This window comes from Pseudarthrobacter arbutini (genome assembly GCF_054510915.1).
In genome coordinates, this window is the sequence record NZ_JBTNDQ010000011.1 from 84,496 (window position 1) to 108,493 (window position 23,998).

Consider the following 23,998-nt stretch of genomic DNA (forward strand, 5'->3'; position numbering starts at 1 on the left):
GCGAGAGCCCGGCACCCGCCGTCGTTGTTTAATCAGCTCCCGGGCCCGAACGGACACTTGAGGCCCTTGGAATCTGGGGGCCTCAAGTGTCCGTTCGCGCGTGGGGGGTCGGCGAGAGCGAAGTCTCAGGAAACTGTGGAATCGTTGCCCTGTGAGTTCCGAGCCTTCGAATCCCCCGTATTTTGAGCCGCCGTATTTTGAACCGCTGTGCGGGCCCATCACAGGGTGGCGGGACGGTATGGTGGTTCGCGCCACCGGCATCCCCTACGCCACCGCGGGCCGCTTTCAGCCGCCGGTGGCAGCGGCCGACTGGACCGCCAGCTATGCCGCCACCACGCTCGCGCCGGCCTGCCCGCAGGGCCCCGTTCCGTTCCTGGACGACGTCCTGGGTACTCGGTACGGCGAACTCCCCGGAAGTGAGGACTGCCAGCGCCTGTCGATCACGGTTCCGTCCGGGCTTGCCGACGGCGAACAGGTCCCCGTTATGGTGTGGCTGCACGGCGGTTCCTACACGTCCGGTTCCGGCGACCTGGCGATCTTTGATGCCACGTCGCTGGTGTCCGAGAACCGGGTCATCGTCGTTTCGGTGACCTACCGCCTGGGCCTGTTCGGATATTTGGCCACCGGCACCGGCCGGCCCGCGAACCTCGGCCTGCTGGACCAGTTGGAAGCGTTCCGGTGGGTACAGCGCAACATTGCGGCCTTCGGTGGGGATCCGGGGCGCGTCACCGCATTCGGGCAGTCCGCAGGCGGCGACTCCGTAGCCCACCTCATGGCGACGCCCGAGGCGCCGTCCCTGTTCCAGCGGGCCATCATCCAAAGTGGACCGTTGGGCATCACCCGCGGCCGGCACAAGATGAGCCGTGCCATGGGCATCGCCGCCGAAGCCGTCACGGAGGACACCCCGATGCTGGACGTTGTGGCCATCGAAGACCACGTGTCTCAGGTGGCCCGGAAGTTTGGCCTGATGGCGGCCATGCCGTTCGGCACCCAGTACGGGCACGCGCCGCTGCCGCCGGAATCACGCGTCGCGGCCGCCTGGAACGCCACGGCCCCTGGCATCGAAGTGCTGATCGGGCACACGTCCGACGAGGCCCGACTGTTCCTGCCCCGCAGTCCCGTGGTCAGCCGGTTGGGCAAGATTCCTGGGCTGGGCGGCGTTGCCGTGCAGGCGATTAATTGGGCGGTGACGGAGGCGGTCTACGGCAGATCCGCCCGTAAGTTTGCCCGCCGTCACGCCCGTGCCGGGGGCAAGGCCTACAGCTACCTGCTGTCCTGGGGCGCGCCGGGAAACTCCTACCGCGCCGCACACACCGTTGATTTGCCGCTGCTCTTCGGAAACCAACAGACCTGGGCCGCTGCCGGGCTCCTCAAGGGCGCAACCTGGGATGAGATCGACGCCGTTGGCCGTGAGATGCGCCGGCTGTGGGCCGGATTTGCCCGCGGCGACGGATTGGGTGAGACGGGCGGGATTCCCGGAGCGCTCGAGTACCGCTCGATGTAGGAGCCCGGGTTGCGCGGATTGGCTACGTACTCAGTATAGGGTGTGGGCAGCACACTTTCCGCGGAAACTGGTCTGCGGGGAGTTACTGATGGGGGCAGTAATGAGGATTTTTAGGCGCATTGTGTTGCCGGTGGCGTGGCTGGCAGTTTTTGCCGTCATCGCCGTGGCACTGGTGAAGATCGCTTTCGTGGACGGGATGAAGCCGCAGCAAGGCCTCATGGGACCGTCAGCGGAGGTCTCAATCCCGGTGGTCCAGGCAACCCGGGCCACCGTGACGAACACGGTTGAAGTGCAAGCCACTGTGGACAGTGACGCCGCCGTTGCCGTGAAGAACACCACGGCGGGCACGGTCAGCTTCCTGTTCGTTTCGCCGGGCCAGGAGGTTCGTACACAGGCCCCGCTCTACCAGGTCCGCACCGAGGTTCAGCCGGATCCGGCCGCTACAGCCCGGGTTTCCGGAGAGTCCGAAGGCGGAGCACCGGCAGCACCTGTCCGAAGCGCACCGGTTTACACCTATACAGACGTTTACGCTCCGGTCTCAGGGACGGTGGAATCACTCACTATCCTGATCGATCAGCAGGTCAGCGTAGGGGAAACGACAGCAACGGTGAATCCCGGTACGTTCACGGTCAGCGGTTCAATCGACGCCGCCCAGCAGTACCGGCTCCTGGCCAAGCCGGGTTCAGCGGTGATCTCGGTGGTGGGCGGCCCGGCTCCCTTCACCTGTCCCGCCGTGACGTTGAAGAGCCTGGCAAGTACTTCGGGCGGCACTGCCGGCGGGGCCGGCGGCGCCAGCCGGGGAGTTCCGTTCGCTGCCGCCGGCCCTCTCGGCGGGACTCCGGCCGAGGGCGGCACCCCCACCGGCACCATCAGTTGCTCTGTCCCGAGCGGAGTCGAGGTCTTTGCCGGGCTCGGCGCCACCATGACCGTCACGGCTGGCCAGTCGGCGGATGTTGTTACCGTTCCGCTCACCGCGGTCCGGGGCACCGTTACGGACGGCACTGTATGGGTCTCCGCCGGAGGTCCGGCACCGGGAGGTCCCGCTCCCGATGGTTCACCGTCCGACGGCGGCGCAGCGGTAGGCGGACCAGGCCAGTCAGCGCCGGGCGAAGGTAGCGCCGCTTCAGGCCCTGCCGGCCCTGGCGTTCCAGGCGGAGCAGTGGCCTCGGGCCCTCCGGAAGAGCGGAAAGTCCAGCTGGGCCTCAATGACGGTTCCCGGGTTGAGGTAGTTTCCGGGCTGGCCGAGGGCGAATTTGTCCTCGAATTCATCCCGGGCGCGCCGGCGCAGGTACAGCCTGGGCTCCAGCCCGGCATGGCCTACCCTGCGGGAGGCTGACCGTGGAGGAACTGGTTTCGCTGACGGGCGTCACCCGGACCGTCAGGCTTCCTGACGACCAGGAACTGCACATTCTCAAGGGGGTGGACCTTGCCGTACATGCCGGCGACCACACCGCCATCATCGGGCGGTCCGGCGGCGGAAAATCAACCCTGCTGAACCTGATCGGCCTGCTGGACCTGCCCTCAAGCGGCGAGGTCCGCTTCCTGGGCGAACCTGTGGCCCACCTGAGCAGCAACGCCAGGGCCCGGCTTCGCGGCTCTTCCGTGGGATTTGTGTTCCAGCAGTTCAACCTGCTGCCCGGCCGCAGCGCCCTGGACAACGTGATCACCCCCCTGCTGTATGCCCGCGGTACTGCCTTCTGGCGCCGCCGCGAGCTCGCGATGGAAATGCTGGACCGGGTGGGCCTCAGTGCCCGGGCGGACGTTATGCCGAACATGCTCTCCGGCGGCGAACAGCAGCGCGTGGCGATCGCCCGGGCCCTGGTCCGGAAGCCCCGGCTTATCCTTGCGGACGAACCAACCGGAGCCCTCGACGTCGAAACCGGCCAGACGGTGATGGCGCTCCTGGATACCGTCGCGACCGAATCCGGCTCGGCCCTGATCACCATCACGCACGACGTCAACGTGGCCGCGCTTGCCAGCGCCTGCTACCGGCTGGAATCCGGCGTTCTGACCGGCGCCGAGATCCCGGCCCACCCGGATCCCGAGGGCATGGCCCCGACTGTTCCAGCGGGATTTTCCGCAGCAGCATCAGCCGGGGTGGCGTCATGAGCGGCCTCGTGTCGGCCATTGTTGAGGCCTGGCAGGAACTTCGCATCAACAAGACCCGGATCCTGCTGGCCCTGATAGGTGTGGCGCTCTCCGTCGCTGCGCTGACCTCGGTGGTGGGCATGGGCAACCTGGTCCGCGAAGGCTACAAGGCCACCTCGGAACGCAGCGGCGGCCGCACCGCGACCCTTGCCCTCGGGGTCTACGGCCAGACGCTGCCGGACCCGGAAAAGCTCAGCCAGGCGTACCGCGGCATTGGCGAGCGTTACGGCATCACCTACTCCACAAACGTGTCGCAGACCCAGCATGACTTCCAGTTTCCGCGAGGCGTCCAGTCGGCCCAGATCCAGGTGGTCGACCCCGACTACGGCGTGATCCATCGTGTGGACCTGTCCCAGGGATCATGGTTTGCGGACACGGACGAGCAACGGTTTGCCCCTGCACTTGTGGTCTCCGAGGCTTTCTACACCGCCGCCGGACGGCCCAACCTCACCACCCAGCCGGCGGCTACGCTGGCCGGTCCGCAGAAAACCACTGCGGTGATCATCGGGGTGGTTCCCGATCTCTATCCGCAGATGCCGCCGTCGGCCTATATGTTGACCGACGCCGCCGCCCGTGCCGGGGTGGTGTCCATGGGCGGCCCCAGCCAGTTTGAGATCTGGGTGCAGGACACTCAGGCCGATTCACTCAAGGCAGCCATCTCCGCGGACCTCCGGGAGCAATTCCCGGGCATGGAGGCCCACGTGGAGCGGAGGGACTATGCCAGCCATGGCGATCCCTTCGCGATGGTCCAGCTGGGGGTGGCGGGCGTTGCCGGGTTGGTGATGCTCCTTGGCGCCGTGGGGATGCTGAACATCTCCATGGTCACCGTGAGGTACCGGGTGCGGGAGATTGGCATCCGGCGCAGCTTCGGGGCAACATCGCAACGCATCTTTGTGGGCGTGATGATGGAGTCTGTTGTGGCGACGGCGGTGGCGGGCATTGTGGGTGTGATGATTGCCGTTGCCGTGGTCAAGAATCCGTGGATCGAGGCCAGGGTTGGGTCGGGGCTTACCGAGTTCCCGCCCTTCCCGGTGGAGGCCGCGCTCCTTGGCCTGGGTGCCGCAGTGCTGGTGGGAGCGCTGGCCGGAGCGATTCCGGCCCTGGTGGCTGTGCGCGTCAAGGTCATAGACGCCATCCGTTTCTAGGGCCCGCTCTCCGGCCCGGGGGTGGCGGTGCTGGAGACCCGTCGCCCACTTGCCTTGAGCCAGCTGCCAGCGGGTAGTCTGTGTTTCACATGTTCACGTTGACCATCAACCAGACCGACAGCCGGCGCGACGGCGACCGCGTCCCTCAGCTGCTGAAGGACCTGCGGCACATACCCGCGCGCCTGGATTTCGACCGGTCTGTGGAGGATGAAGTCCAGGGCATTGTGGACTGCCCGCATCAGGCCGTGGAGGCTGCCCTGATCGCCCTGCGCTGCGGCTCCTGGTACGTGGGGCTGGGCGTCGGGCCGGTCAACGAGCCGCTTCCCAACCAGATCAAGGATGCCTCCGGCCACGGCCTGATCTATGCCCGGCGCGCTGTCGACCGGCTCCGGAACAGCAAAGAACGCATCCCGGTCGCCGTGGAAGGACCGCTGGCGGACATCGCCCACGAAGCCGAGGCCGTGCTGCGGCTTTTGGGCCATATAGTGCGGGACAGATCCGGGGCTGAATGGCGCGTGCTGGACCTCATGACCCCCGGCGTCCGCGGACAGCAGAAAGCGGTGGCCCAGGAACTCAACATCACCACCCAGGCCGTCAGCAAGGCAGTGGCCCGGTCCCAATGGAACGAGGAACACGCTGCCCGCCCCGCTGCTGCACGGTTGCTTGCTCTCATCCTTGAGGTGCGCTGAACGATCCCTTCATCTCGCCGTTACTGCATGGCGCCGATGATCGCCCCCATCGCCGTGAACGTCACGATGTTGTAGCTGGCGTTGATGGCGAACAGCATGAGGCTGCGGCGTTCAAAGAGGTAGTTGACGCCCAGGGCAGCCGCAACCCAGGCCGCGCCCGTAGCCAACCCGGCTAGGGCACCGAATCCGGCACCGCCGTCGCCGATAAACGCCGCGAGCACCACGGCCATCACCGCTGCGAGCAGGAACGATCCCACAAATACCCGCACGGTTCGGTGCTTCAGCTGCTCATCCGTCACGCCGGCCTCGCGCTGCCATACCTTAGCGAAGAGCACCGAGTACCAGAGCCCTCCCACGATGAAGCTCGCCAGGGCGGCCAGCAGCACGGCCAGCCAGTTGATGTTGATGGCCATGGGGGGCATCCGCCTTTCAAGGGGTGATAGCCCGATGCTAGCGGCGGAAATCCGTATGGTCTTGTAAAAATGCCGCAGTGTCAGGTCCTCAGGCCGGGCAGTGCCTCCACCGGCACGAACGTGGCGTAGTCGGCGCCGTGTTCGCGGACAATCCTCAGATATTCCGACGGCGTGAAGCCGCTGAAGCGCCGGAAAGTGCGGATCAGGTGGGGCTGGTCGTAGTAATCGGCCAGGGCCAGGAGCTGCCGCCCCGCTGCCGCTCCGGGCGGCAAAGCTGCCGCCGCAGTGACGAAACGGTGGAAGCGGCACACGTCGGAGAACCCCTTCGGCGTCGTTCCGCAGTCCCGCATTATGATCCGATCCAACGTGGACGCACTGAGTCCCAGTCGCCTCGAAAGGTCCGCCACCGGAATATCGTCCCGGGCAAGGAGGCCGACGGCGGCTGCCGCCCTTCCGTCGCACCGGTAACCGGGACGGAGCCTCGCCGTGAGGAACGATTCCAGCGCCGCGAAGGCGCGCTCCGGCGTCGGGCTTTCCGTTCCTCGGCTCAGCGAGTCACGAAGATGGCCGAATCCAGGGAAGATCCGGTCCGCATCCAGTACCCGTCCGGTCAGGGCCGACGGCGGCTGCTCCGTGAATGCGGCCACGCCGAAGGGCGCGAGAACGGCTCCCACGTTGAAAATTTGCGCGGGGTTTTCACTGATGAGGTACGTGCGCTGGAGTCCCGAGTAAAACCCGGCGGCGACTTCTTGCGCCGGCCCCTCGGAACCGGCGGGGTCGATCAGCCGGTACGGATCCGAGAGGTTCAGGACCAGGTGGGCCGAGGGTCCGGGCAGGATCTTTTCATAGCGTGCCGCGGGGCTGGCCCGGATGAACCAGAAGCCCGTGACGAACGGCTGCAGCCCGGGCGGCGCCGGGCACTCCTCGAAGTGCACAGTCCCAGTCTAGGATTGCCGCTCCAGAGCAGCTGGCCACGCTCTAAATGAGGCTGCGCAGCACGTGCGCGGCGCCGTCGTCGAGCACCGAAAGCGTGACCTCATCCGCGGCGGCGATAACTTCCTCCGGGGCCTGGCCCATAGCGACTCCGCGCCCGGCCCAGCCCAGCATTTCGATGTCGTTCCGGCCGTCGCCAATGGCCACGGTCCGGTGGGGTTCAGCCCCCAACTGGCCGCGGAGCCGTTCCAGCGCGCTGGCCTTTGTGACACCGGCGGCGGCGATGTCCAGCCACGCGGTCCAGCCGACGGAATAGGTGACGCCGGCCAGTCCGATCTCCTGGATGGTTGCGGTGAATTCTTCCGGGGTGTTTTCGGTGCTGAACACCACAAGGCGGACGGCGGTGGCTTCGAGCAGAGTCTGGAAGTCGACGCCGATGGCCTCGACGCCGAAGCTGGCGTCCTGGAATCGTTCCGTGGACAGGAAATTGCCATCCTCGTCCTCCAGCGCATACTTCGCAGTGGGCAGCTTCTGCTGCAATGCCCGGAGCGCCGGGGCCGGATCGAAGGTGGCCTTGTGGATGATTTCATATCCGTCGGTCAGGTCCGGATCCAGCCGGAGGGTCACGCCGCCGTTGCAGCAGACGGCGTAGCCGCGGTCGATGCCGATCTGCTCGATGATGGGCAGCGTGGCGTTCAGGGAGCGGCCGGTGGCGATGAGGACATCGTGCCCTGCGGCGACAACGGCCTGGGCGGCCTCACGGACAGGCACGGACATGTGGCCGTCGTGGTCCACCAGGGTTCCGTCCACGTCCAGGGCAACCATGAACTTGGTGGTGCTGTTTTCGCTTGCGATCCGCTGGTCATCGATGCCAGCGACTGTGGTTTCAGTCAATGTAGTCATACATCCAGTAGACCAGAGACCCCCTGAAACCGGCTAGGACGCAGGCCACAGCGCGCATGAACAACCGGTTAATACTCACAGGGTTATCCCCGGTGTGAGTGTTAACCTTCGGGACGCCGTTCCCGCTGGCTGGCCCTAGATTCCCCGCCGCGCGGTCAATACCCCGGCAGCATGTCACGGGGAAAAGCCCACCCGGAGGGGAACTGCTGCGACTTATCCACATGCGAGCAGGCGGGGCTGGCCGAGCTCTCGCTGCCAGTTGAGCATCGGACCATGGAATCCGTCCCTCCAGCCCTGATCCTCGCCAGCCGCAGACGCGCCCTCACGGGCAGCAGCCGTGGCTTGAGTCGCGCCTACCGCCGGAGCGCGCGGGAGACGCTTCTGGCGGAGAAAAAGCGCGAGGATCGGCTGCGGGCGTTCGGCTACACCGTTGCCCGTTGGGACTGGAAAGCCGTTACCGACCCGGAGGTGTTGCGGCGGAAACTCGAAGGTGCCGGAGTCAGTACGCAAAAATCCCCGCCGCGTGGTCCATGCCCCCGCGCGTTACCGGGGGAATGGACCACGTGACGGGGATTTGTCCGCGAATCAGCCAAATCTAGAGGACGGGGAAAACTTCCATGCCGCCGAGGTACTTCTGCAGTGCGGCCGGGACGTTGACCGAGCCGTCGGCGTTCTGATGGTGCTCCAGGATGGCCACGATCCAGCGGGTGGTGGCCAGCGTGCCGTTGAGGGTGGCTACGGCACGGGTGCCCTTGGCAACGCCTTCGTCGTTGACCACACGCTCGCGGATGTTCAGGCGGCGGGCCTGGAAAGTCGTGCAGTTCGAGGTGGAGGTCAGCTCACGGTAGGCGCCCTGCGTCGGAACCCACGCTTCGCAGTCGAACTTGCGGGCCGCGGACATGCCGAGGTCGCCGGCGGCGGTGTCAATGACGCGGTACGGGAGCTCGCACTTGGCCAGCATCTCCTCTTCCCACGCCAGGAGCCGTTCGTGTTCGGCTGCGGCCTTCTCCACCGTGGTGTAAACGAACATCTCCACCTTGTTGAACTGGTGGACACGGATGATGCCGCGGGTGTCCTTGCCGTGCGAGCCGGCCTCACGGCGGTAGCAGGAGCTCTGCCCGGCGAACCGGATCGGGCCGGCCGTCAGGTCCAGGATCTCGTCCGCGTGGTAGCCGGCCAAGGCAACCTCGGAGGTGCCCACGAGGTAAAGGTCGTCCTCGGCGAGACGGTAGATCTCGGCGTCGTGCTTTACATCAAAGCCTGTTCCCTGCATGGTTTCGGGGCGGACCAAGGTAGGCGTGATCATGGGAACGAAGCCGGCCTCGATGGCCTGGTCCATGGCCATCTGCAGCAACGCCATCTCCAGGCGTGCACCCACGCCGCGCAGGAAGTAGAAGCGTGAGCCCGAAACTTTCGCGCCGCGCTCCATGTCGATGGCGCCGATCAGCTCACCGATTTCCAGGTGGTCCTTCGGCTCGAAATCGGGGAACTCGCGAGGCGTTCCAACGGTTTTGACCACCACATAGTCGTCCTCGCCGCCCTCGGGGACGCCGCCCTCAATAAGGTTCGGGATACTGCGCAGCAGTTCGTCCTGCTTGGCCTGGGCAGCGTCTGCTTCGGCCGATGCGGCCTTCACAGTGTTGGCCAGTTCCTTGACTTCGGCGAGCAGGGCTTTCTTCTCATCGCCCTTGGCCTGCGCCACCTTCTTGCCGAAGACGTTCTGCTCGGCCCGGAGGTTTTCAAACCGGATCAGGGCGGCACGCCTGGCGGAGTCTGCGGCCATGATCGCGTCCACCACTGATTCGTCTGCGCCGCGGGCGCGCTGGCTGGCTCGGAACTTGTCCGGGTTTTCGCTGAGGTCTTTTACGTCGATCACCAGACAAGAGTATCGAATCCGGCGGGACCAACACTGCCCGGCCGGACGGGGGGAATCGCGGCGCCGCGGCCGGGATACTGTTGAAGCACCATGAACGACTGGCTTCTCTACGTCCTGAGCGCGGCGGCGCTGGCTTTCGCCGTCTCCAGCTGGTGGGGCGTCCGGAAGCTCAAGGCCCTGCACATCCGCAGCGCGGTCCATGAAGACGCGCACGAAACGGGACTCACCCAGCAACGCGTGGTCGTCATCCTCAACCCCGTCAAGGCACGTGCCCCCGAAGCGAAGGAAGCCATCCAGCGCGCCTGCTTGACAGCTGGGTGGGACGAACCCCTCTTCCTGGAGACCACCGCCGAGGACCCGGGATACTCCCAGGCCCGGTCGGCGCTGGACTACAAGGCCGACGTCGTTCTGGTGGGCGGTGGCGACGGCACCGTGCGGGTGGTGGCAGAGTCCCTCGCACACACGGATGTGGCCATGGGCCTGATTCCGCTGGGGACGGGAAACCTCCTGGCGCGAAACGTGGATCTGGATGTCAACGACCTTCACGCAAACGTGCATACAGCGCTTTTCGGCCACCAGCGCTACATCGATACCGCGCGGATGGGCATCGAGAATTCCCGCACGGGACACTCTTCCGAGCACGCTTTCCTGGTGATCGCCGGGATCGGCATGGACGCCGAAATACTCGCTGATACCAATGCCGGCCTAAAGAAAGCCGTAGGTTGGCTCGCTTATACCGAAGCCGGAATGCGTCACCTGCCGGGCCGGCGAAGGAAGGTCTCAGTCGCGCTGGATGACAAGCCTGAGCAGGTCCGGAACATCCGCAGCGTCCTCTTTGCCAACTGTGGGCTGGTCCCGGGCGGGATCGATTTCATCCCGGAAGCCATGATCGATGACGGCATGCTGGATGTGGTTGTCATGAGCCCCCGCAGCGCCATCGGCTGGCTGGCCATGTACGCGAAAATCCTCTTCAAACACAAGGGCAACCTGCCCATCATGACGATGTACCGGGCCGGCCGAATCGTCATTAAGTGCCCGGAGCCCATGCCCACACAAATCGACGGCGACACGTCCGGGCTGGCCACCAAGCTCACGGTCCGCGTGGAACCGCGCTCGCTCCTGATAAGGGTCAAGGGCCAACCGGCCTGAGCCGGTCCCGCCTCAGGCAGTTGCCTTCTTGGCAGCTCCAGCCTCTGCAGCAGCTTTCGCGGCACGTGCCTCGGACTGCTCACGGATCATGGCCTGCTCCTCTTCGAAGCGCAGGCGGTCGGCGCGGTCAGCGTCATCCCCGTCCCAGTCCTGGTTGTCGGCTGTGGGCTTCGGATTGACGATCATGCCCTGGCCGTCGTTGTCTGTGCTGCTGGTACTCATGACCTGTTCCCTTCATTAGGGGCCATCCCCCAAGTGGATCAAGCAAGCATACGCACAGTAACTATCCCGCGGAAGTACCTTGGCCTACGCTGTGGGCGAAGCCTCGGGCGGCGTCAAGCTGCGTTCATTCCCCCTGCAGAATCTGCTCAACCCATTCATGCGCCGCCCGGAATGCCTCGTCAGATGTGTGTTGCGCGACGCTGGAGCTTTGGGCGTCAGCCCGTCCATAGGAGCCAAGGAAGCGGGTGGCCGGGCTGATGCGGTGAAGCCCAGCCAGTGCATCAGCCACACGGGCGTCCGCGATGTGCCCGTCCGCGTCGATGCTGAAGAAATAGTGTCCCAGGTACTGACCCGTAGGCCGGGATTCGATCCGGCTGAGGTTTACGCCCCTCGTGGCGAACTGGTCCAGAATTTCCATCAGCGCACCCGGGCGGTCTTCCGGAAGCGGGACTACCACCGTGGTCTTGTCCGCACCGGTCCGTTCGGGCAGTGCGCCCGGCCTGCTCACCAGGATGAACCGCGTCACTGCACCCGGGTTGTCGCCGATGTTCTCCGCCAGGACTGTCAGCCCTGGCTGCTCCTGGGCCACAATGGGCGCACAGATCGCGGCGTCGTCGTAGTGGGCGTCGCCGTCCAGGAGGCCCATCGCTGCCGCCGCCGTGGAGGAGCCGGCAACATATTCTGTACCTGGAATATTCGCATCCACCCAGAGACGGCACTGTGCCCAGGCATGGCCGTGAGTGGAAATGCGGCGGATGTCATCAATTCGCACACCGGGTCGGGCCACCAGGACAAAGCTGATGGGGACCAGGACTTCGCGGATAATTCGGAGTTCCTGCCCGCCGGCAATGGCGTCCAGCGTGGCCGTGACCCCACCTTCCACCGAGTTCTCAATGGGGACCATCGCTGCGTCCGCAGAGCCATCGCGGACCATGTCCAGCGCAGCGTTGACGTTGGAGGCCGGGATGCGGGTGGCCCCTCCGGCATCCGGAACCTGCATAAGTGCCGCCTCGGTGAACGTGCCCTCAGGCCCGAGAAAGGTGTACGTAACAGGTGTCGCGGGCATGGATTCCTCTGTGGTGACGGGACGCAGATTCGGGCTGAACTACAGAATGAGCGGCTTGAGGCCGTTGTCGGACACGAGTGGCTTGCCGGACTCGAGCCACTGGTCCATTCCGCCGGCCACGTTGATGGCTGTATAGCCGTGTCCGGTGAGCCATTGCGCGGCGCGGAAGGACCGTCCGCCAGTGCGGCAGATGACATAGACGTCCTGGTCCGGGTCCAGTTCGTCAAGCCGCGCCGGAAGCTGGTCCAGGGGAATGTGCACAGCGTCCTCAGCGTGTCCGGCAACCCATTCGTAGTCTTCGCGGACATCCAGAATCACGGCGTCGGCTGGGACGTCGTTGACGGGCACGGTATCAAAATCGCTCATAGGAGTCCTCTTTCGGAGAATCACGGGTCTCCTTCCAGCCTAGCGTCAGCCGATCGCGCCGCTCCCGAAACCAGGGACAAGTTACGCTGTTGAAGACCCGTAGGAGGATCCTTGCCCGCTGAGCAGCCCACCATTTTGGCCACGTCTGGAGGCTACAGGCAAGGTGTTCGAACACGCTTGGAGTTTGACCGCCTGCTGCACTACGCCGTCGAGCTTTCCGGAGCCAGCGGACGGCCGCCGCGGGTCACCCACGTGGGTACGGCCGCCGGGGATCAGCGCGGGTTCAATGCGGAAATGGATGAGGCCGCGCGGCTGGCGGGCTTCGACTTCAGCCACCTCAACCTCTTCACCATGCCAAACCACGCAGACCCGGAGGCGCATTTGCTGGAACAGGACGTGGTGTGGGTGAACGGCGGCTCCGTGGTGAACCTGCTTGCCGTCTGGCGTGCACACGGGCTGGACGGCATTCTCCACCGCGTGTGGCAGCATGGAGTTGTGCTGGCGGGGGTTTCGGCCGGATCAATCTGCTGGTACCAGGGCGGCACCACTGATTCGTTTGGGCCGGAGCTGCGTGCAGTGACCAATGGCTTGGCTTTCCTCCCGTACGCCAATGGCGTCCATTACGACTCAGAGGAAAGGCGGCGCCCGCTGGTGCACCGGCTCGTGGCTGACGGAATACTGGGGGAAACGCACTGCACGGACGACGGCGTGGGGCTGGTCTACCACGGCACGGAACTTGTGGAAGCGGTTGCCGAGGTACGGGGCAAGGGCTCTTACATCGTCACCGCGGAAGCCGGTGGAGCGAATGGAACCACCGCTTCCGAGAGACGCCTGGAGCCTCGCTTCCTTGGCTGACATCCACGACCTGCCGGCTGTTCGGCTCCGGGATGCGCTCCGTGCGGGAGAGCTTTCAGCGCGGGAAGCCACAGCCCATTTCCTGGCCCGGATCGCGGAGCAGAACCCGTTGCTGGGCGCCTTTGTCACGGTCACGGCAGATCAGGCGATGGCCGACGCAGCCGCCGCCGATGCCCGGTTCGTCCAGCTCCGAAAAGACTCCGGGAACGACTCCGCGCGGGACTCCGGAGGCAGCGCGGACGGCCTGCCGCTCCTGCACGGCATGCCGGTGGCATTCAAGGACCTGACCGACGTCGCCGGCGTGGTGACCACCCACGGAAGCGCTGCACTTGACCACAAACCGGCACCCACCGATGGCGCGTTAGCCGCAGTCCTCAAGGCCGCAGGCGTTGTCTCACTGGGCAAGACGCAGGTTCCGGAGTTTGGACTGACGGCGTACAGCGAAAACCGCATCGCACCGCCGTCGCGCAATCCGCATGCCCCGAGCCGGAGTTCCGGCGGATCCTCGGGGGGCAGCGCTGCCGCGGTGTCCGCTGGCCTGCTTCCGTTCGCGCCAGGGACCGACGGCGGCGGTTCCGTCCGCATCCCGGCCGCCGCTTGCGGCCTCGTGGGACTCAAACCCGGCCGCGGAGTGGTGCCGTCGGGCGAGAGTTCAGGCGACCCCGCCCGCCTGGTGGTTGCGGGGCCCCTGGCCCGCAGCGCAGCCGACGCGGCCCTGCTGATGGATGCTCTGGCACCGTCCCGTGACAGCAGTTATCTCGACGCTGTGGCACACGAACCGCGCCCGCTGCGCATAGGCCTGACCCTGGACAGCCCCTGGTTCGCCACGTTTCCGTTCACGCCCGAACCCGAAGCCTTGGCCGCGCTGCAGGCGGGCACCGAAATGCTGGAGCATGCCGGGCACGCCGTCAGCGAAGCCGCCATCCGCTACGACAACCGCTACCCGGACGCCTTCACCACCGCGTGGACCGCCGCCGTCGGAACCGCCCGGATCAGTCCGCACCGCGAAGCGCTTCTGGCCCCGCTGACCCGTACGTTCAGGCGCCGGGCCCAGCAGCGCAGCGCCGCAAAACTCAATGAATCGCTGGCGTTCCTGCGGCAATTCGAACGCGACACGATCACGCAGTACGGCGGCTGGGACCTGATGCTGATGCCGGCCCTGGCGCAGACGCCGCGCCCCGTGGGCTGGTTTACCGGCGCCACGCACGGCGACGAACCGTGGCCGGCAGCAGAATGGCCCGGGGACGCCGACGGCGACTACCGCCGGCAGTGCGAATTCGCCCCGTGGTCCTCCATGGTGAATGTCTGCGGCCTGCCTGCCATCACCATTCCCGTGCACTGGACCGGCGGGCACCCGGCGCATGGCCTGCCGATGGGGATCCAGCTCGTGGGGCCGGCGGGATCGGAACTGCTCCTGCTCCAGGTGGCGGCCCAGCTCGGCTTCTGATGGCCGTTTGAACTGCTCCAGGGTGTCGACTCGGGGGCCGATCCGGAGGACGATTAAGGGGCAGTCATTATGAGGAGGTCTGTGATGTGCTATTCATCGATGGAGGATTTCGGGTGGCGTGCCAAGAAGGAAGCCGACCGGAAACCCGAAGCGCGCCAGGAAACACCGCCGGACCGTCCGGAGCCGCATTACACGGCCCAGGACTTCACCTTCTGGGCCTTCCCGCGTCGCCGGAGGACCCACGAAGCCCAGGAACCGGCCGCTGAGCGCAGGCGCGAGAGAGTCTGATTTTGCGAGTCAGTCTCACCTGAAGAAAGGCCCCCTGACGGGGGCCTTTCCGCTGCCCGGCGTCTCTTAGCCGGGGTCAGCTGCGACCGGGGGCTCAGTAGCCGTAGGTGGAGCTGTACGTCAGCCCGATGATGAGGAGCAGCCAGAACGCCCCGTAACCCAGCAGGCAAAGGTAGCCCAGGACCAGCCCGGTGATGGACATGCCTTTGCCGGAGGGTTCACGGCGGAGGGCCAGATGGCCGGTGATGATTGCGGCGATCTGCGGAATCATGAGCCAGCCAAGGATGACCGAGGAAATCCCGAGGACCATGCTGGCGATGCTCAGGCCCTGTGGCTGCTGGGCGGGCATGCCGTAGTAGGCGGGCTGCCCGTGCGCCGGCTGGCCATAAGGGCTGGCACCCTGGCCGTAAGGGCTTGCAGGCTGGCCATACGTCGCGCCGTACGGATTGCCAGGCTGGCTGTAGGCGCCCGGTTGGTTGTACTGGCCTGGCTGGCCGTACTGGTTCTGGCTGTACTGGTCCTGGCCAAACTGATTCTGGCCGTACGGGTTCTGGGCATACGGCGGCGGCGCCGGAATGCTTGGGCCCTGGGGCGGCACAAACTGCGGCGGCTCGTAGCCTGCCGGCGAATCGCCGGGTCCCGCACCGGACCCTTGAGAATCAGGGCGCGGAGTTGGCTGGTCAGTCATGATTTTCCCCATTCGAAGTCTTCGCTTCCCAGCCTACCGCCGCCTGCATTACAGGCCTACAGCCGCCCTCATCCAGTCCTACCGCCCCCAATACGGCAGCACGTAGACAGCAAAAACCACAAAGGCAGCCAGGAACATCAACCGGGTCATTCCACTGGCCGCGTCGTGCTGCGCCTTCGACTTCCTGGCGCGTCCCGAGCCGCCGCTGCCCGCCCCACGGCGGGTGCCATAGGCGGGCTGCCGGGGCCCGCTCCGGCCCCCGGTCTGCCCGGACCGCGGCGGCCCAGCCACCGGCGGCCCTCCGCCCGCCGGCTCTACGGTCGGTGACTTCACGGTCAGCGGCTTCACGGACAGCGGCTTCACGGACAGCGAGTTCACCGCAGGACTTTCCGCCGCAGATTCCTGCGTGAGCTGCTCGCCGAGGTGCGCATACAGGCCCACCACCGTCTGCTGGTCCAGCACCGGGGGCAGCGCCAGGACGGCAGCAACCACGCGGTCTGCCCCTGCCACGGCGACGTCTGAATTGGTGATGCCGAAGAGGTCCGGCTGCCCGGTGAGGCAGATCAACGGGCGGACGAACCGCCGGTGGGGCGGCGCCAGCACGGACGCAACGGCGGCGCACTGCGCCAGTGCCCCGTCCACGGACTGCGTCCTGGCAAAACGGCCCTGCCACAGGACACCGGCGGAGACCCGGACCTCCCCGGTCCAGTTCTTGGCATCGACCACCACCACTCCGCCGGGACCCACCAGCACATGGTCAAGGATGGCTTTGGGCCGCCCGGGCCAGCGGACATCGTTCAGCAGGTACCAGCCGTGCGGAATGAGTCGGCTCAGCCTGTCCGCTATGAGCTGTTCGCCCACAGCACCGGCATCCCACGACTTCGTGGCCCGTTCGGCCTGATCGAGTTGGCGTTTCAGCCGCTGCACCCGTTCTGCAGCAAGCCTCGACTGCTCGGCCGCGCCGTCTCCTGCCCCCATGACCTACCCCTGGCTCCCGCATGCCAACTCACTGCAGTGTGCGACTTACTGCAGTGCCAGACACTTACTGCAGAGCCCGACGGCGGCGCTCCCCGCCGTCGGGCATTCTTTCCTGAGTTTTTCTGAACGTAGCAGCGCCGCGGGGAGCCGGTATATAGGTACTTTTGGGGCCAGTACTTGCTTTAACTACTTGCTGCCAAGCGTCCGGCGGGAAGTTTTTCCGCGTCATAGGGACCGGATTATGGACCGCGCGTTTTGACCCCCGCCCACGTCTGGCATGCTGGTGCCATGGCTAGCCGCGCGGGCACAGTTGCCCAACCCCAGGACCTTGTTGACATCACTGCGCTCCTCGACGCGTATTACGACATCACGCCGGATCTGGGTGATCCCGGCCAGCGCGTGGCGTTCGGCACTTCCGGGCACCGCGGCTCGAGCCTCAAGGCGTCGTTCAACGAAAAACATATCGTCGCGATCACGCAGGCAATCGTGGAATACCGCGCCGGGCAGGGCATCACCGGCCCGCTTTTCCTGGCGAAGGACACCCACGCCCTCAGCGAGCCGGCGCAGAACTCCGCCCTGGAGGTTCTCGCAGCCAACGGCGTACACGTGCTGATCGACGCGCGGCACGGCTACACCCCCACACCGGCACTGAGCCACGCCATCCTCACCTACAACAACAACCGCCAGCCCGGCACTCCGGAAGCGGACGGCATTGTGGTCACGCCCAGCCACAACCCGCCCGGAGACGGCGGCTTCAAGTACAACCCTCCGCACGGCGGCCCGGCCGATTCCGACGCCACGGGCTGGATCGCCAACCGCGCCAACGAACTCCTCGAAAACGACCTGCGGGGCGTGAAGCGCATTCCCGTCTCCGACGCCCTCGCCGCGGACAGCACCGGCAAGTTCGACTTCCTCAGCAGCTACGTTGACGACCTCCCGTCCGTGTTGAACCTGAACGCCATCCGCGAGGCCGGTGTCCGCATCGGCGCCGACCCCATGGGCGGGGCTGCAGTGGATTACTGGGGCGAGATCGGCGAGCGCCACCACCTGGACCTGACCGTGGTGAACCCAACCGTGGATCCCCAGTGGGCGTTCATGACCCTGGACTGGGACGAGAAGATCCGGATGGACTGCTCCTCACCGTTCGCTATGGCTTCCCTGATCAACAGGATGTCCGACGGCGGCAGTTCAGCCGCGTTCGACGTCGCCACCGGAAACGACGCCGACGCCGACCGGCACGGCATAGTGACCCCCGACGGTGGCCTGATGAACCCGAACCATTACCTCGCCGTCGCCATCGATTACCTCTACCGCAACCGCAGCGGCTGGAACCCCGACTCGGTGGTGGGCAAGACCCTGGTTTCGTCCTCCATCATCGACCGTGTGGCGGAAAGCCTGGGCCGCAAACTGGTTGAGGTCCCTGTGGGCTTCAAGTGGTTTGTGCCGGGACTGCTGTCCGGCGAAGGCGCGTTCGGCGGCGAGGAATCTGCCGGCGCCTCCTTCAACAAGCTGGACGGCAGCGTCTGGACCACGGACAAGGACGGCATCCTGCTTGCGCTGCTGGCCTCGGAAATCACCGCCGTCACGGGCAAGTCCCCGTCACAGCTGTACAAGGGCCTGACCGACCAGTTCGGCGCCCCCGTCTACGCGCGCATTGATGCAGCAGCCACGCGGGAGCAGAAGGCGGCACTCGGCAAGCTCTCGCCGTCGGACGTCACCGCAACTGAACTGGCCGGCGAAACCATCACCGCCAAGCTGACCGAGGCGCCCGGCAACGGCGCGTCGATCGGCGGGCTCAAGGTGGTCACGGAGAACGCCTGGTTCGCCGCGCGCCCGTCCGGGACTGAGGACGTCTACAAGATCTACGCCGAGTCCTTCAAGGGCGAGGAGCACCTCAAGCAGGTCCAGGCGGAAGCCAAGGCGCTGGTGGACGGCGTCATCGCCTAGCCTGCCAGGAAACACGAACGCTCTCTCACTAGATGCGCTTAAATGACCGACGCTCTCTCACTTTCCTCAAGAAAGTGAGAGAGCGTCGGTGTTAAAAGCCGCATTAAGTGCGGGAGAGCGTTAGACGGTGCGGACAACGTCCTCGTAGCTGAACTTGGGCTTCGCTGCGCCCCAGGCGTCTGCGGCGGCCTGGCCGATGTTGACCACCAGGAAGCTCTTCTGGTCGCCGGCCGGGAAGAACGCGGCGTCAATGGCGCCGAAGTCGGCTCCGGTCATCGGGCCCGCGGCGAGGCCGAGGGACCGGACGGCCAGGATGAAGTAGCCGGCCTGCAGGTGGGCGTTGTTGTTGCCGGTGGACGCTGCCAGGTCCGGTGCGGCGTCGTACATGGCCTTCGGAGCGTTGTATTCGGGGAGGAAGTTGTCCCACTGCTCGGCCCAGGCGGTGTCGTAGCTGAGGACTGCAACCAGCGGCGCGGAGGCGGTCTTGGCCTTGTTGCCGGGCATCAGGGCGTCGACCAGCGTGGCGCGGGCCTCGTCCGATCGGACGTAGGTCACGCGGAGGGGCTGGGAGTTGAAAGCCGTGGGGCCGAACTTGGTGAGCTCATAGATGGCGCGGGCCTGGTCCTCGGTCACCTCGCCGGTGAAGGAGTTGGCCGTGCGGGCCTCGGCAAAAATGGCGTCGACGGCGGCCGAATCGATAACCGCTTCTTCGTGGGCAATAGTCATGGCGTACCTTTCGCTGGGCCAGCCCATCGCAGACGATGGGCCGGCGGTCTGCTTTCCATAGTTGTAACTTCAAGCAGGCCGGACCTCTTCCCAATACGGCAGGTGACGTTCAGCACAGCGGAGCCGGGATTGCGGCTTGACCCCTCCAGAAAGCCTGAGGAACATGGGCGGTAAAGGCGCAGCCTGCCTGATCGTGCTCCCTGCGCCGCCCGACCCCAGCAGGGACGTGAAGACATGTCGGAGCCTCGGACGCGCCCATCACCGGTCCGGTTCTCCGCCGTTCTGGCCGCCATCGTGGCGGTAGTGCTGACGGGCTGCACAGCGGCGCCGCCGGCGCCTGTGCAGGTCACCCGAGCGACCGTGACATACCGGACCATCCTGGCGGAATTCAGCAAAAGGATGCTGGACCTCGGAGCCACGGCAGTCCTGATCGAGGCGCGGATCGACGGCGAGACATTTTCGTCGGCAGGCGGCGTCCGCAGCCTTGAAACGTCGGCGCCGGCCGAGGTCACCGACCCGGTCCACGTCGCCAGCGTCACCAAATCCATGGTGGCCGTTTCGGTCCTGAAACTGGTGGAGGAAGGCATCATCCAGCTCCAGGATCCGGTGGGGAGGCACCTCCCCGAATTCGACAGCCTGATGAAGCCGCCAGGCCCTGTCACGGTGGAGCATCTCCTGCGGCACACGAGCGGCATGCCCAACTATCACGACCCGCAGTTGACGTCGAGCACGCTGCAGCAGGCGCTGACGCAGCCCATCACGGCTGAAGAAATTCTTGCCCTGACAGCCAGCGTGCCCTGGGTGCTGACGCCCGGCGACCGCATGCTGTACGCCAACGCGAACTACATTGCCCTTGGCCTCATGTTGCAGCGCCTGCGCGGCCAGCCCATCGCCCAGATCTTCCGGTCAGACATTATCGATCCCCTCAAGCTGACCGGCACGCACCTGACGGGACCCGGCCCGGCACCCGCAACCATGGTCCACGGCTACATCACCATCGACGGCGTTCGCGTCGACACGACGTACCTGGCCGGGCTCATCGGCGACACCGCGGCCGGCCTGGTCTCGACCGTTGGCGACCTGAACACGTTCTACGCGGCGCTCATGGACGGGCGGCTCCTGAAGCCGGCCACCGTCAAAGAGATGCTGCTGGCGCCCGGGGGCTACGGGCTGAGCCTCGAGCGGTGGGGCGACGCCTGCGAAGGCGGCTTCTACTACGGCCACCCGGGCGACACGGCAGGATACGGAACGATGGCCCTGACAACCCCGGACGCCAGGCGCCAGTTGACCATTAATCTGGCGTATCCACCTGGACCGCTAAACCTCACCCCGTACGCGCCCAGCAATGAGCTGGCCTGGGAAGTATTGAGGATCGCGCGGAAGGCACTCGACAGCACTTGCTGAACCAGGACCGGGCCGCGCGGTATTGTTGCACCGGAAGATCCCAGCCCCAGCGGCAGCCCCCTTGAAAGGCCCCGACCATGAGCATGCTCGGAATGAAATGGAAGCTCCACGGCACCGGCAAATCGATTAAGCCCGGCCACGTGGTTGCTCCGGATGAGCGGCTGGCCTGGCCCCTGACCATCGGCGTGGGCATGCAGCATGTCGTAGCCATGTTCGGAGCTACCTTCCTGGTGCCCATCATCACCGGCATGCCGCCGGCTACCACCCTCTTCTTCTCCGGCATCGGAACGCTGCTGTTCCTGGTGATCACCAAGGGCCGCGTTCCCAGCTACCTCGGCTCCAGCTTCGCGTTCATCGCGCCAATCATGGCGTCCCAGCAGCAGTTCGGCGTGCCCGGCGCGCTGGGCGGAGTGGTGCTCGCCGGCGTCGCACTCGCCCTGATCGGCGCGATCGTGCAAAAGTTCGGCGCGGGCTGGATCAACCGGCTGATGCCGCCCATCGTCACAGGCGCCATCGTGGCACTGATCGGCCTGAACCTGGCCCCCGCGGCGAAAATGAACTTCGACGCCGCCCCCGTCACCGCCGTCATTACGCTGGCCACCATCATCCTGGTCAGCGTTCTCTTCCGCGGAATCGTCGGCCGGCTCAGCATCCTCGTGGGCGTGGTGGTGGGCTACCTCGTGGCCATGCTGCGCGGCGAAGTGAGCTACGAAAAAATGGAAGCCGCCGCCTGGATCGGCCTCCCGCACTTCCAGACCCCCGAGTTCCACGTGGGCGTGCTTGGCCTCTTTGTCCCGGTGGTACTTGTCCTCGTGGCCGAAAACATCGGGCACGTGAAGTCCGTGGCGGCCATGACCGGCCAGAACCTCGACGGCGTCTCCGGCCGCGCGCTGATGGCCGACGGTGCCGCCACGGTCCTCGCCGGCATCGGCGGCGGCTCCGGCACCACCACGTACGCGGAGAACATCGGCGTTATGGCGGCCACCAAGGTGTATTCGACGGCGGCGTACTGGGTTGCCGGCGTCTTCGCCATTGTGCTGAGCTTCTCGCCGAAATTCGGCGAACTCATTGCCACGGTCCCGCCGGGCGTGCTGGGCGGAGCGGCCACCATGCTCTACGGCATGATCGGCATCCTGGGTGTCAAGATCTGGGTGCAGAACAAGGTGAACTTCTCCAACCCCGTGAACCTGACCACCGCCGCCGTCGCCCTGATCATCGGCATTGCCGACTACACGTGGACCATCGGGGAACTGACATTCACGGGCATCGCCCTCGGCTCGGCCGCCGCCCTGGTGATTTACCACGGCATGAAAGCCATCGCGACGGTCCGCGGCTCGGTGGCTGAACCGGAAGCGGAGCAGGCGGGCCTGCCTCCCGCCGTCAAGGCAGCCGTCAACGCAGCAGCGAAACGCGCGCAGAAGAAGCGCTGACCCGTCCGCACCTGCGTCCGGCTGTTGCGTCAGGCCGCGTGACCGCCGCTGATGAATGGTCCGGGCGGGGTTCCGATGCCGAAGACCGGCCGCGGCTCGGGACGCTTGGCGGTCAGCTCCCCTGCTGCGGGGTGCTTCAGTTGCCGGATCACCCACGGAACCAGGTATTCCCGTGCCCAGATGAGGTCCTCGGTCCTGGCTTCCTTCCAGCCGCGGGGCAACGGCGGCTTGGGCGCCAGGGGCTCCAGCGTGTGCGGGACACCCAGGGCCTTCAGCACGGCCGCGGCGATGGTGTGGTGCCCCAGTGGTGAGAAGTGCAGCCGGTCCGGATCCCACATGCCCGGGTTCGACAGTTCGCGCAGGAACCACAGGTCAACCATGACCGCGTCATGGCGGGCCGCCACCGCGTGGAGGTTCTCATTGAAGATCGCCACTTTGCCGCGGATCTGGCTGAAGACCGGCGTCGCACCCCAGTCCGGCCCGGCAAAGAGGACCACGGTGGCGCCGGACCTTGCCAGTTGTGCCACACCGTCATCGATTTTTTCTGCGAGCCGGTCAGGATCGCTGCGCCGGAAAACAATGTCGTTACCGCCGGCGGAGAGCGTGACCAGGTCAGGTTTCAGGGCGACCGCCGCGGCAAGTTGGTGGTCGAGGATCTGCTGTACCAGCAGGCCCCGGACGGCAAGGTTGGCGTAGGCGAAATCAGGCTGGTTCGCACTGAGCTCCTCGGCCACACGGTCCGCCCAGCCGCGAAAACCACCCTCGCTGCGCGGCTCGGGATCTCCGATGCCCTCGGTAAAGGAATCGCCCAGTGCCACGAGGCGGTGCCACGGGTGGGGCGCCGGTTCCACAGCGGTGTTCTTGGCTGCAATGTCCTGTTTCCAGACGTTCATGCCGTGCTCCCTGTTTTGTAGGGTCCCTCGCTGAGGGAGGAGGTTTCAATTCCAGCGAGTCCCCGGAAAGGGGCGTTTTCCTGGTCACGTCCGGCCGGGTCCGGGCGCGAGGCAGCCACAATATTCAAGGCGGTCTCACGAAGCCCCTGGCGGGTGTGCCGCGCGACGGTCCGGAGGTACTGCAGGGCCGCCTCATGGCCGAGCCCGTAATCGGATTTGAGGGTGCTCACTGCCAGGTCCATAAGCACCATTGAACTCTGGGCTACCGCCAGTTGCGCACCGGCTTCGGCCCGCTCCGCCACACGCACCACCATCCACAGCGACCGGGCTACCTGCCGCGCATACCGGCGCGTCCTGATGATGTCCTCGCTGGTGAAGGCGTGGGGAGTGGAAGCGTAGAGGCTCAGCGCGGCGCTCCAACCGGCGGCGGCCGCAATCGGCATTGACAGCAGCGACCTGACGCCGTGGTCCGCGGCAGCACTGGCATAGCCCGGCCATCGCCGGTCGCGGGCGACGTCGGCCAGGTGCACAAAATCCCCCGTGCGCACGGCCTCAAGCACGGGTCCGTCTGCAAACGAGCACTGTTCTTCGTCTGCAGCGCGGGCCGCGGGAGTGCCGGCGGCGGCGGTTCGGGCCGATCCGGGGCGGAAGAAGGTGACAGCCCAGCTGATCCCGCGGGAATCGCCATCGATGTCGCGCATGAACTCGCGGGTAACCGCAGCAAGGAAGTCTTCAACATCCGTGCTGTCGAACACCACATCCTGGGGGTCGGGAAGCGATTCCCAGCCCGGCTCCCCCGGTGTCTCCGCGGCCATGTTCCACGCCTAGGTTCGAAACGCGTGGCCCACTGCAAAACCTGCTTCTAGGATACGTCCGGCGAAGGCCCCCAGGGCGTGGTCCAGCCACATAAAAACCGCAGTCCGGGCAC

24 protein-coding genes are annotated in these 23,998 nt (G+C 66.0%); 12 read left to right on the forward strand and 12 right to left on the reverse strand.

Annotated elements, in window-relative coordinates; genetic code table 11:
- The first annotated feature begins 238 nt into the window (after positions 1-238).
- From ACX80V_RS13875 to ACX80V_RS13895, 5 genes are all read left to right on the forward strand, one after another.
- Entirely contained in the window at positions 239-1,504 is a 1,266-nt protein-coding gene (locus ACX80V_RS13875; protein WP_485843707.1) for a carboxylesterase family protein, read from the forward strand.
- Positions 1,505-1,604: 100 nt separating this feature from the next.
- Complete coding sequence (locus tag ACX80V_RS13880; protein WP_485843629.1) at positions 1,605-2,840, forward strand: efflux RND transporter periplasmic adaptor subunit; 1,236 nt, start codon at positions 1,605-1,607, stop codon at positions 2,838-2,840.
- Positions 2,841-2,842: 2 nt separating this feature from the next.
- Positions 2,843-3,613 carry an ABC transporter ATP-binding protein gene (locus tag ACX80V_RS13885; protein WP_485843630.1) on the forward strand — a complete coding sequence of 257 codons (771 nt, stop codon included), beginning with the start codon at positions 2,843-2,845 and terminating at the stop codon, positions 3,611-3,613.
- Positions 3,610-4,797: an ABC transporter permease gene (locus tag ACX80V_RS13890; protein WP_485843631.1), complete on the forward strand. Its 1,188-nt coding sequence runs from the start codon at positions 3,610-3,612 to the stop codon at positions 4,795-4,797. The genes ACX80V_RS13885 and ACX80V_RS13890 overlap by 4 nt, the downstream gene beginning before the upstream one ends.
- 89 nt (positions 4,798-4,886) lie before the next feature.
- On the forward strand, positions 4,887-5,486 hold the full coding sequence (locus tag ACX80V_RS13895; RefSeq protein ID WP_485843632.1) for a hypothetical protein: 600 nt from the start codon (positions 4,887-4,889) through the stop codon (positions 5,484-5,486).
- Positions 5,487-5,506: 20 nt separating this feature from the next.
- On the opposite strand, the gene ACX80V_RS13900 is transcribed toward ACX80V_RS13895, so the two are convergent.
- The 4 genes from ACX80V_RS13900 to serS form a co-directional block, all read right to left on the reverse strand.
- Positions 5,507-5,899 carry a DUF1761 domain-containing protein gene (locus ACX80V_RS13900; protein ID WP_485843633.1) on the reverse strand — a complete coding sequence of 131 codons (393 nt, stop codon included), beginning with the start codon at positions 5,897-5,899 and terminating at the stop codon, positions 5,507-5,509.
- Positions 5,900-5,979: 80 nt separating this feature from the next.
- Positions 5,980-6,834 carry a DUF6597 domain-containing transcriptional factor gene (locus tag ACX80V_RS13905; protein ID WP_485843634.1) on the reverse strand — a complete coding sequence of 285 codons (855 nt, stop codon included), beginning with the start codon at positions 6,832-6,834 and terminating at the stop codon, positions 5,980-5,982.
- A 43-nt stretch (positions 6,835-6,877) separates the two neighbouring features.
- Positions 6,878-7,735 (reverse strand): HAD family hydrolase, encoded by an 858-nt coding sequence (locus ACX80V_RS13910; protein ID WP_485843635.1) that lies wholly within the window; start codon positions 7,733-7,735, stop codon positions 6,878-6,880.
- 595 nt (positions 7,736-8,330) lie between these two features.
- Positions 8,331-9,611 (reverse strand): serine--tRNA ligase, encoded by a 1,281-nt coding sequence (gene serS / locus ACX80V_RS13915; protein WP_485843636.1) that lies wholly within the window; start codon positions 9,609-9,611, stop codon positions 8,331-8,333.
- Between the two features lie 90 nt (positions 9,612-9,701).
- Between serS and ACX80V_RS13920 the strand changes: the two genes are divergently transcribed.
- The gene (locus tag ACX80V_RS13920; RefSeq protein ID WP_058930421.1) at positions 9,702-10,760 is read left to right on the forward strand and encodes a diacylglycerol/lipid kinase family protein; all 1,059 of its coding nucleotides are present in this window, start codon (positions 9,702-9,704) and stop codon (positions 10,758-10,760) included.
- A 12-nt stretch (positions 10,761-10,772) separates the two neighbouring features.
- Here the strand turns inward: ACX80V_RS13920 and ACX80V_RS13925 are convergent, their stop codons facing one another.
- The 3 genes from ACX80V_RS13925 to ACX80V_RS13935 form a co-directional block, all read right to left on the reverse strand.
- A complete protein-coding gene (locus tag ACX80V_RS13925; RefSeq protein ID WP_056347667.1) occupies positions 10,773-10,982 on the reverse strand; it encodes a hypothetical protein in 210 nt (69 codons plus the stop codon).
- Positions 10,983-11,106: 124 nt separating this feature from the next.
- Positions 11,107-12,048: a prephenate dehydratase gene (pheA, locus tag ACX80V_RS13930; RefSeq protein ID WP_485843637.1), complete on the reverse strand. Its 942-nt coding sequence runs from the start codon at positions 12,046-12,048 to the stop codon at positions 11,107-11,109.
- A gap of 39 nt (positions 12,049-12,087) precedes the next feature.
- Complete coding sequence (locus ACX80V_RS13935; RefSeq protein WP_485843638.1) at positions 12,088-12,414, reverse strand: rhodanese-like domain-containing protein; 327 nt, start codon at positions 12,412-12,414, stop codon at positions 12,088-12,090.
- A 111-nt stretch (positions 12,415-12,525) separates the two neighbouring features.
- Between ACX80V_RS13935 and ACX80V_RS13940 the strand changes: the two genes are divergently transcribed.
- The 3 genes from ACX80V_RS13940 (at position 12,526) to ACX80V_RS13950 (ending at position 15,004) form a co-directional block, all read left to right on the forward strand.
- Positions 12,526-13,269, forward strand: a complete 744-nt coding sequence (locus ACX80V_RS13940; RefSeq protein ID WP_485843639.1) for a Type 1 glutamine amidotransferase-like domain-containing protein — start codon at positions 12,526-12,528, stop codon at positions 13,267-13,269.
- A complete protein-coding gene (locus ACX80V_RS13945; protein WP_485843640.1) occupies positions 13,262-14,716 on the forward strand; it encodes an amidase in 1,455 nt (484 codons plus the stop codon). Before ACX80V_RS13940 ends, ACX80V_RS13945 begins: the two co-directional genes overlap by 8 nt.
- A gap of 84 nt (positions 14,717-14,800) precedes the next feature.
- Positions 14,801-15,004, forward strand: coding sequence for a hypothetical protein (locus ACX80V_RS13950; protein WP_485843641.1), 204 nt, complete (start codon positions 14,801-14,803; stop codon positions 15,002-15,004).
- A 94-nt stretch (positions 15,005-15,098) separates the two neighbouring features.
- On the opposite strand, the gene ACX80V_RS13955 is transcribed toward ACX80V_RS13950, so the two are convergent.
- Both ACX80V_RS13955 and ACX80V_RS13960 read right to left on the reverse strand, forming a co-directional pair.
- A complete protein-coding gene (locus ACX80V_RS13955; protein ID WP_485843642.1) occupies positions 15,099-15,692 on the reverse strand; it encodes a DUF4190 domain-containing protein in 594 nt (197 codons plus the stop codon).
- Between the two features lie 78 nt (positions 15,693-15,770).
- Positions 15,771-16,670, reverse strand: coding sequence for a nuclease-related domain-containing protein (locus ACX80V_RS13960; RefSeq protein WP_485843643.1), 900 nt, complete (start codon positions 16,668-16,670; stop codon positions 15,771-15,773).
- A gap of 288 nt (positions 16,671-16,958) precedes the next feature.
- On the opposite strand from ACX80V_RS13960, the gene pgm reads away from it, so the two are divergent.
- Positions 16,959-18,617: a phosphoglucomutase (alpha-D-glucose-1,6-bisphosphate-dependent) gene (gene pgm, locus ACX80V_RS13965; RefSeq protein ID WP_485843644.1), complete on the forward strand. Its 1,659-nt coding sequence runs from the start codon at positions 16,959-16,961 to the stop codon at positions 18,615-18,617.
- A gap of 120 nt (positions 18,618-18,737) precedes the next feature.
- Here pgm and ACX80V_RS13970 read toward each other — a convergent pair whose 3' ends face one another.
- Positions 18,738-19,343, reverse strand: coding sequence for a malonic semialdehyde reductase (locus tag ACX80V_RS13970; RefSeq protein WP_485843645.1), 606 nt, complete (start codon positions 19,341-19,343; stop codon positions 18,738-18,740).
- A 234-nt stretch (positions 19,344-19,577) separates the two neighbouring features.
- On the opposite strand from ACX80V_RS13970, the gene ACX80V_RS13975 reads away from it, so the two are divergent.
- Together ACX80V_RS13975 and ACX80V_RS13980 are read left to right on the forward strand one after the other, a co-directional pair.
- Complete coding sequence (locus ACX80V_RS13975; RefSeq protein WP_485843646.1) at positions 19,578-20,747, forward strand: serine hydrolase domain-containing protein; 1,170 nt, start codon at positions 19,578-19,580, stop codon at positions 20,745-20,747.
- Between the two features lie 77 nt (positions 20,748-20,824).
- A complete protein-coding gene (locus ACX80V_RS13980; RefSeq protein WP_485843647.1) occupies positions 20,825-22,177 on the forward strand; it encodes a uracil-xanthine permease family protein in 1,353 nt (450 codons plus the stop codon).
- A gap of 29 nt (positions 22,178-22,206) precedes the next feature.
- Here the strand turns inward: ACX80V_RS13980 and ACX80V_RS13985 are convergent, their stop codons facing one another.
- Together ACX80V_RS13985 and ACX80V_RS13990 are read right to left on the reverse strand one after the other, a co-directional pair.
- A complete protein-coding gene (locus tag ACX80V_RS13985; protein WP_485843648.1) occupies positions 22,207-23,070 on the reverse strand; it encodes an SGNH/GDSL hydrolase family protein in 864 nt (287 codons plus the stop codon).
- On the reverse strand, positions 23,067-23,885 hold the full coding sequence (locus tag ACX80V_RS13990) for a GAF domain-containing protein (protein ID WP_485843649.1): 819 nt from the start codon (positions 23,883-23,885) through the stop codon (positions 23,067-23,069). Before ACX80V_RS13990 ends, ACX80V_RS13985 begins: the two co-directional genes overlap by 4 nt.
- Positions 23,886-23,998 lie beyond the last annotated feature (113 nt).

Bases quoted from the DNA above. Each gene is read 5' to 3' on its own strand.
- ACX80V_RS13875 (WP_485843707.1), top strand. From the start codon at position 239: ATGGTGGTTCGCGCCACCGGCATCCCCTACGCCACCGCGGGCCGCTTT.
- ACX80V_RS13880 (WP_485843629.1), top strand. From the start codon at position 1,605: ATGAGGATTTTTAGGCGCATTGTGTTGCCGGTGGCGTGGCTGGCAGTT.
- ACX80V_RS13890 (WP_485843631.1), top strand. From the start codon at position 3,610: ATGAGCGGCCTCGTGTCGGCCATTGTTGAGGCCTGGCAGGAACTTCGC.
- ACX80V_RS13895 (WP_485843632.1), top strand. From the start codon at position 4,887: ATGTTCACGTTGACCATCAACCAGACCGACAGCCGGCGCGACGGCGAC.
- ACX80V_RS13900 (WP_485843633.1), bottom strand. From the start codon at position 5,899: ATGGCCATCAACATCAACTGGCTGGCCGTGCTGCTGGCCGCCCTGGCG.
- ACX80V_RS13910 (WP_485843635.1), bottom strand. From the start codon at position 7,735: ATGACTACATTGACTGAAACCACAGTCGCTGGCATCGATGACCAGCGG.
- ACX80V_RS13920 (WP_058930421.1), top strand. From the start codon at position 9,702: ATGAACGACTGGCTTCTCTACGTCCTGAGCGCGGCGGCGCTGGCTTTC.
- ACX80V_RS13925 (WP_056347667.1), bottom strand. From the start codon at position 10,982: ATGAGTACCAGCAGCACAGACAACGACGGCCAGGGCATGATCGTCAAT.
- pheA (WP_485843637.1), bottom strand. From the start codon at position 12,048: ATGCCCGCGACACCTGTTACGTACACCTTTCTCGGGCCTGAGGGCACG.
- ACX80V_RS13935 (WP_485843638.1), bottom strand. From the start codon at position 12,414: ATGAGCGATTTTGATACCGTGCCCGTCAACGACGTCCCAGCCGACGCC.
- ACX80V_RS13950 (WP_485843641.1), top strand. From the start codon at position 14,801: ATGTGCTATTCATCGATGGAGGATTTCGGGTGGCGTGCCAAGAAGGAA.
- ACX80V_RS13955 (WP_485843642.1), bottom strand. From the start codon at position 15,692: ATGACTGACCAGCCAACTCCGCGCCCTGATTCTCAAGGGTCCGGTGCG.
- ACX80V_RS13960 (WP_485843643.1), bottom strand. From the start codon at position 16,670: ATGGGGGCAGGAGACGGCGCGGCCGAGCAGTCGAGGCTTGCTGCAGAA.
- pgm (WP_485843644.1), top strand. From the start codon at position 16,959: ATGGCTAGCCGCGCGGGCACAGTTGCCCAACCCCAGGACCTTGTTGAC.
- ACX80V_RS13970 (WP_485843645.1), bottom strand. From the start codon at position 19,343: ATGACTATTGCCCACGAAGAAGCGGTTATCGATTCGGCCGCCGTCGAC.
- ACX80V_RS13975 (WP_485843646.1), top strand. From the start codon at position 19,578: ATGTCGGAGCCTCGGACGCGCCCATCACCGGTCCGGTTCTCCGCCGTT.
- ACX80V_RS13980 (WP_485843647.1), top strand. From the start codon at position 20,825: ATGAGCATGCTCGGAATGAAATGGAAGCTCCACGGCACCGGCAAATCG.
- ACX80V_RS13985 (WP_485843648.1), bottom strand. From the start codon at position 23,070: ATGAACGTCTGGAAACAGGACATTGCAGCCAAGAACACCGCTGTGGAA.
- ACX80V_RS13990 (WP_485843649.1), bottom strand. From the start codon at position 23,885: ATGGCCGCGGAGACACCGGGGGAGCCGGGCTGGGAATCGCTTCCCGAC.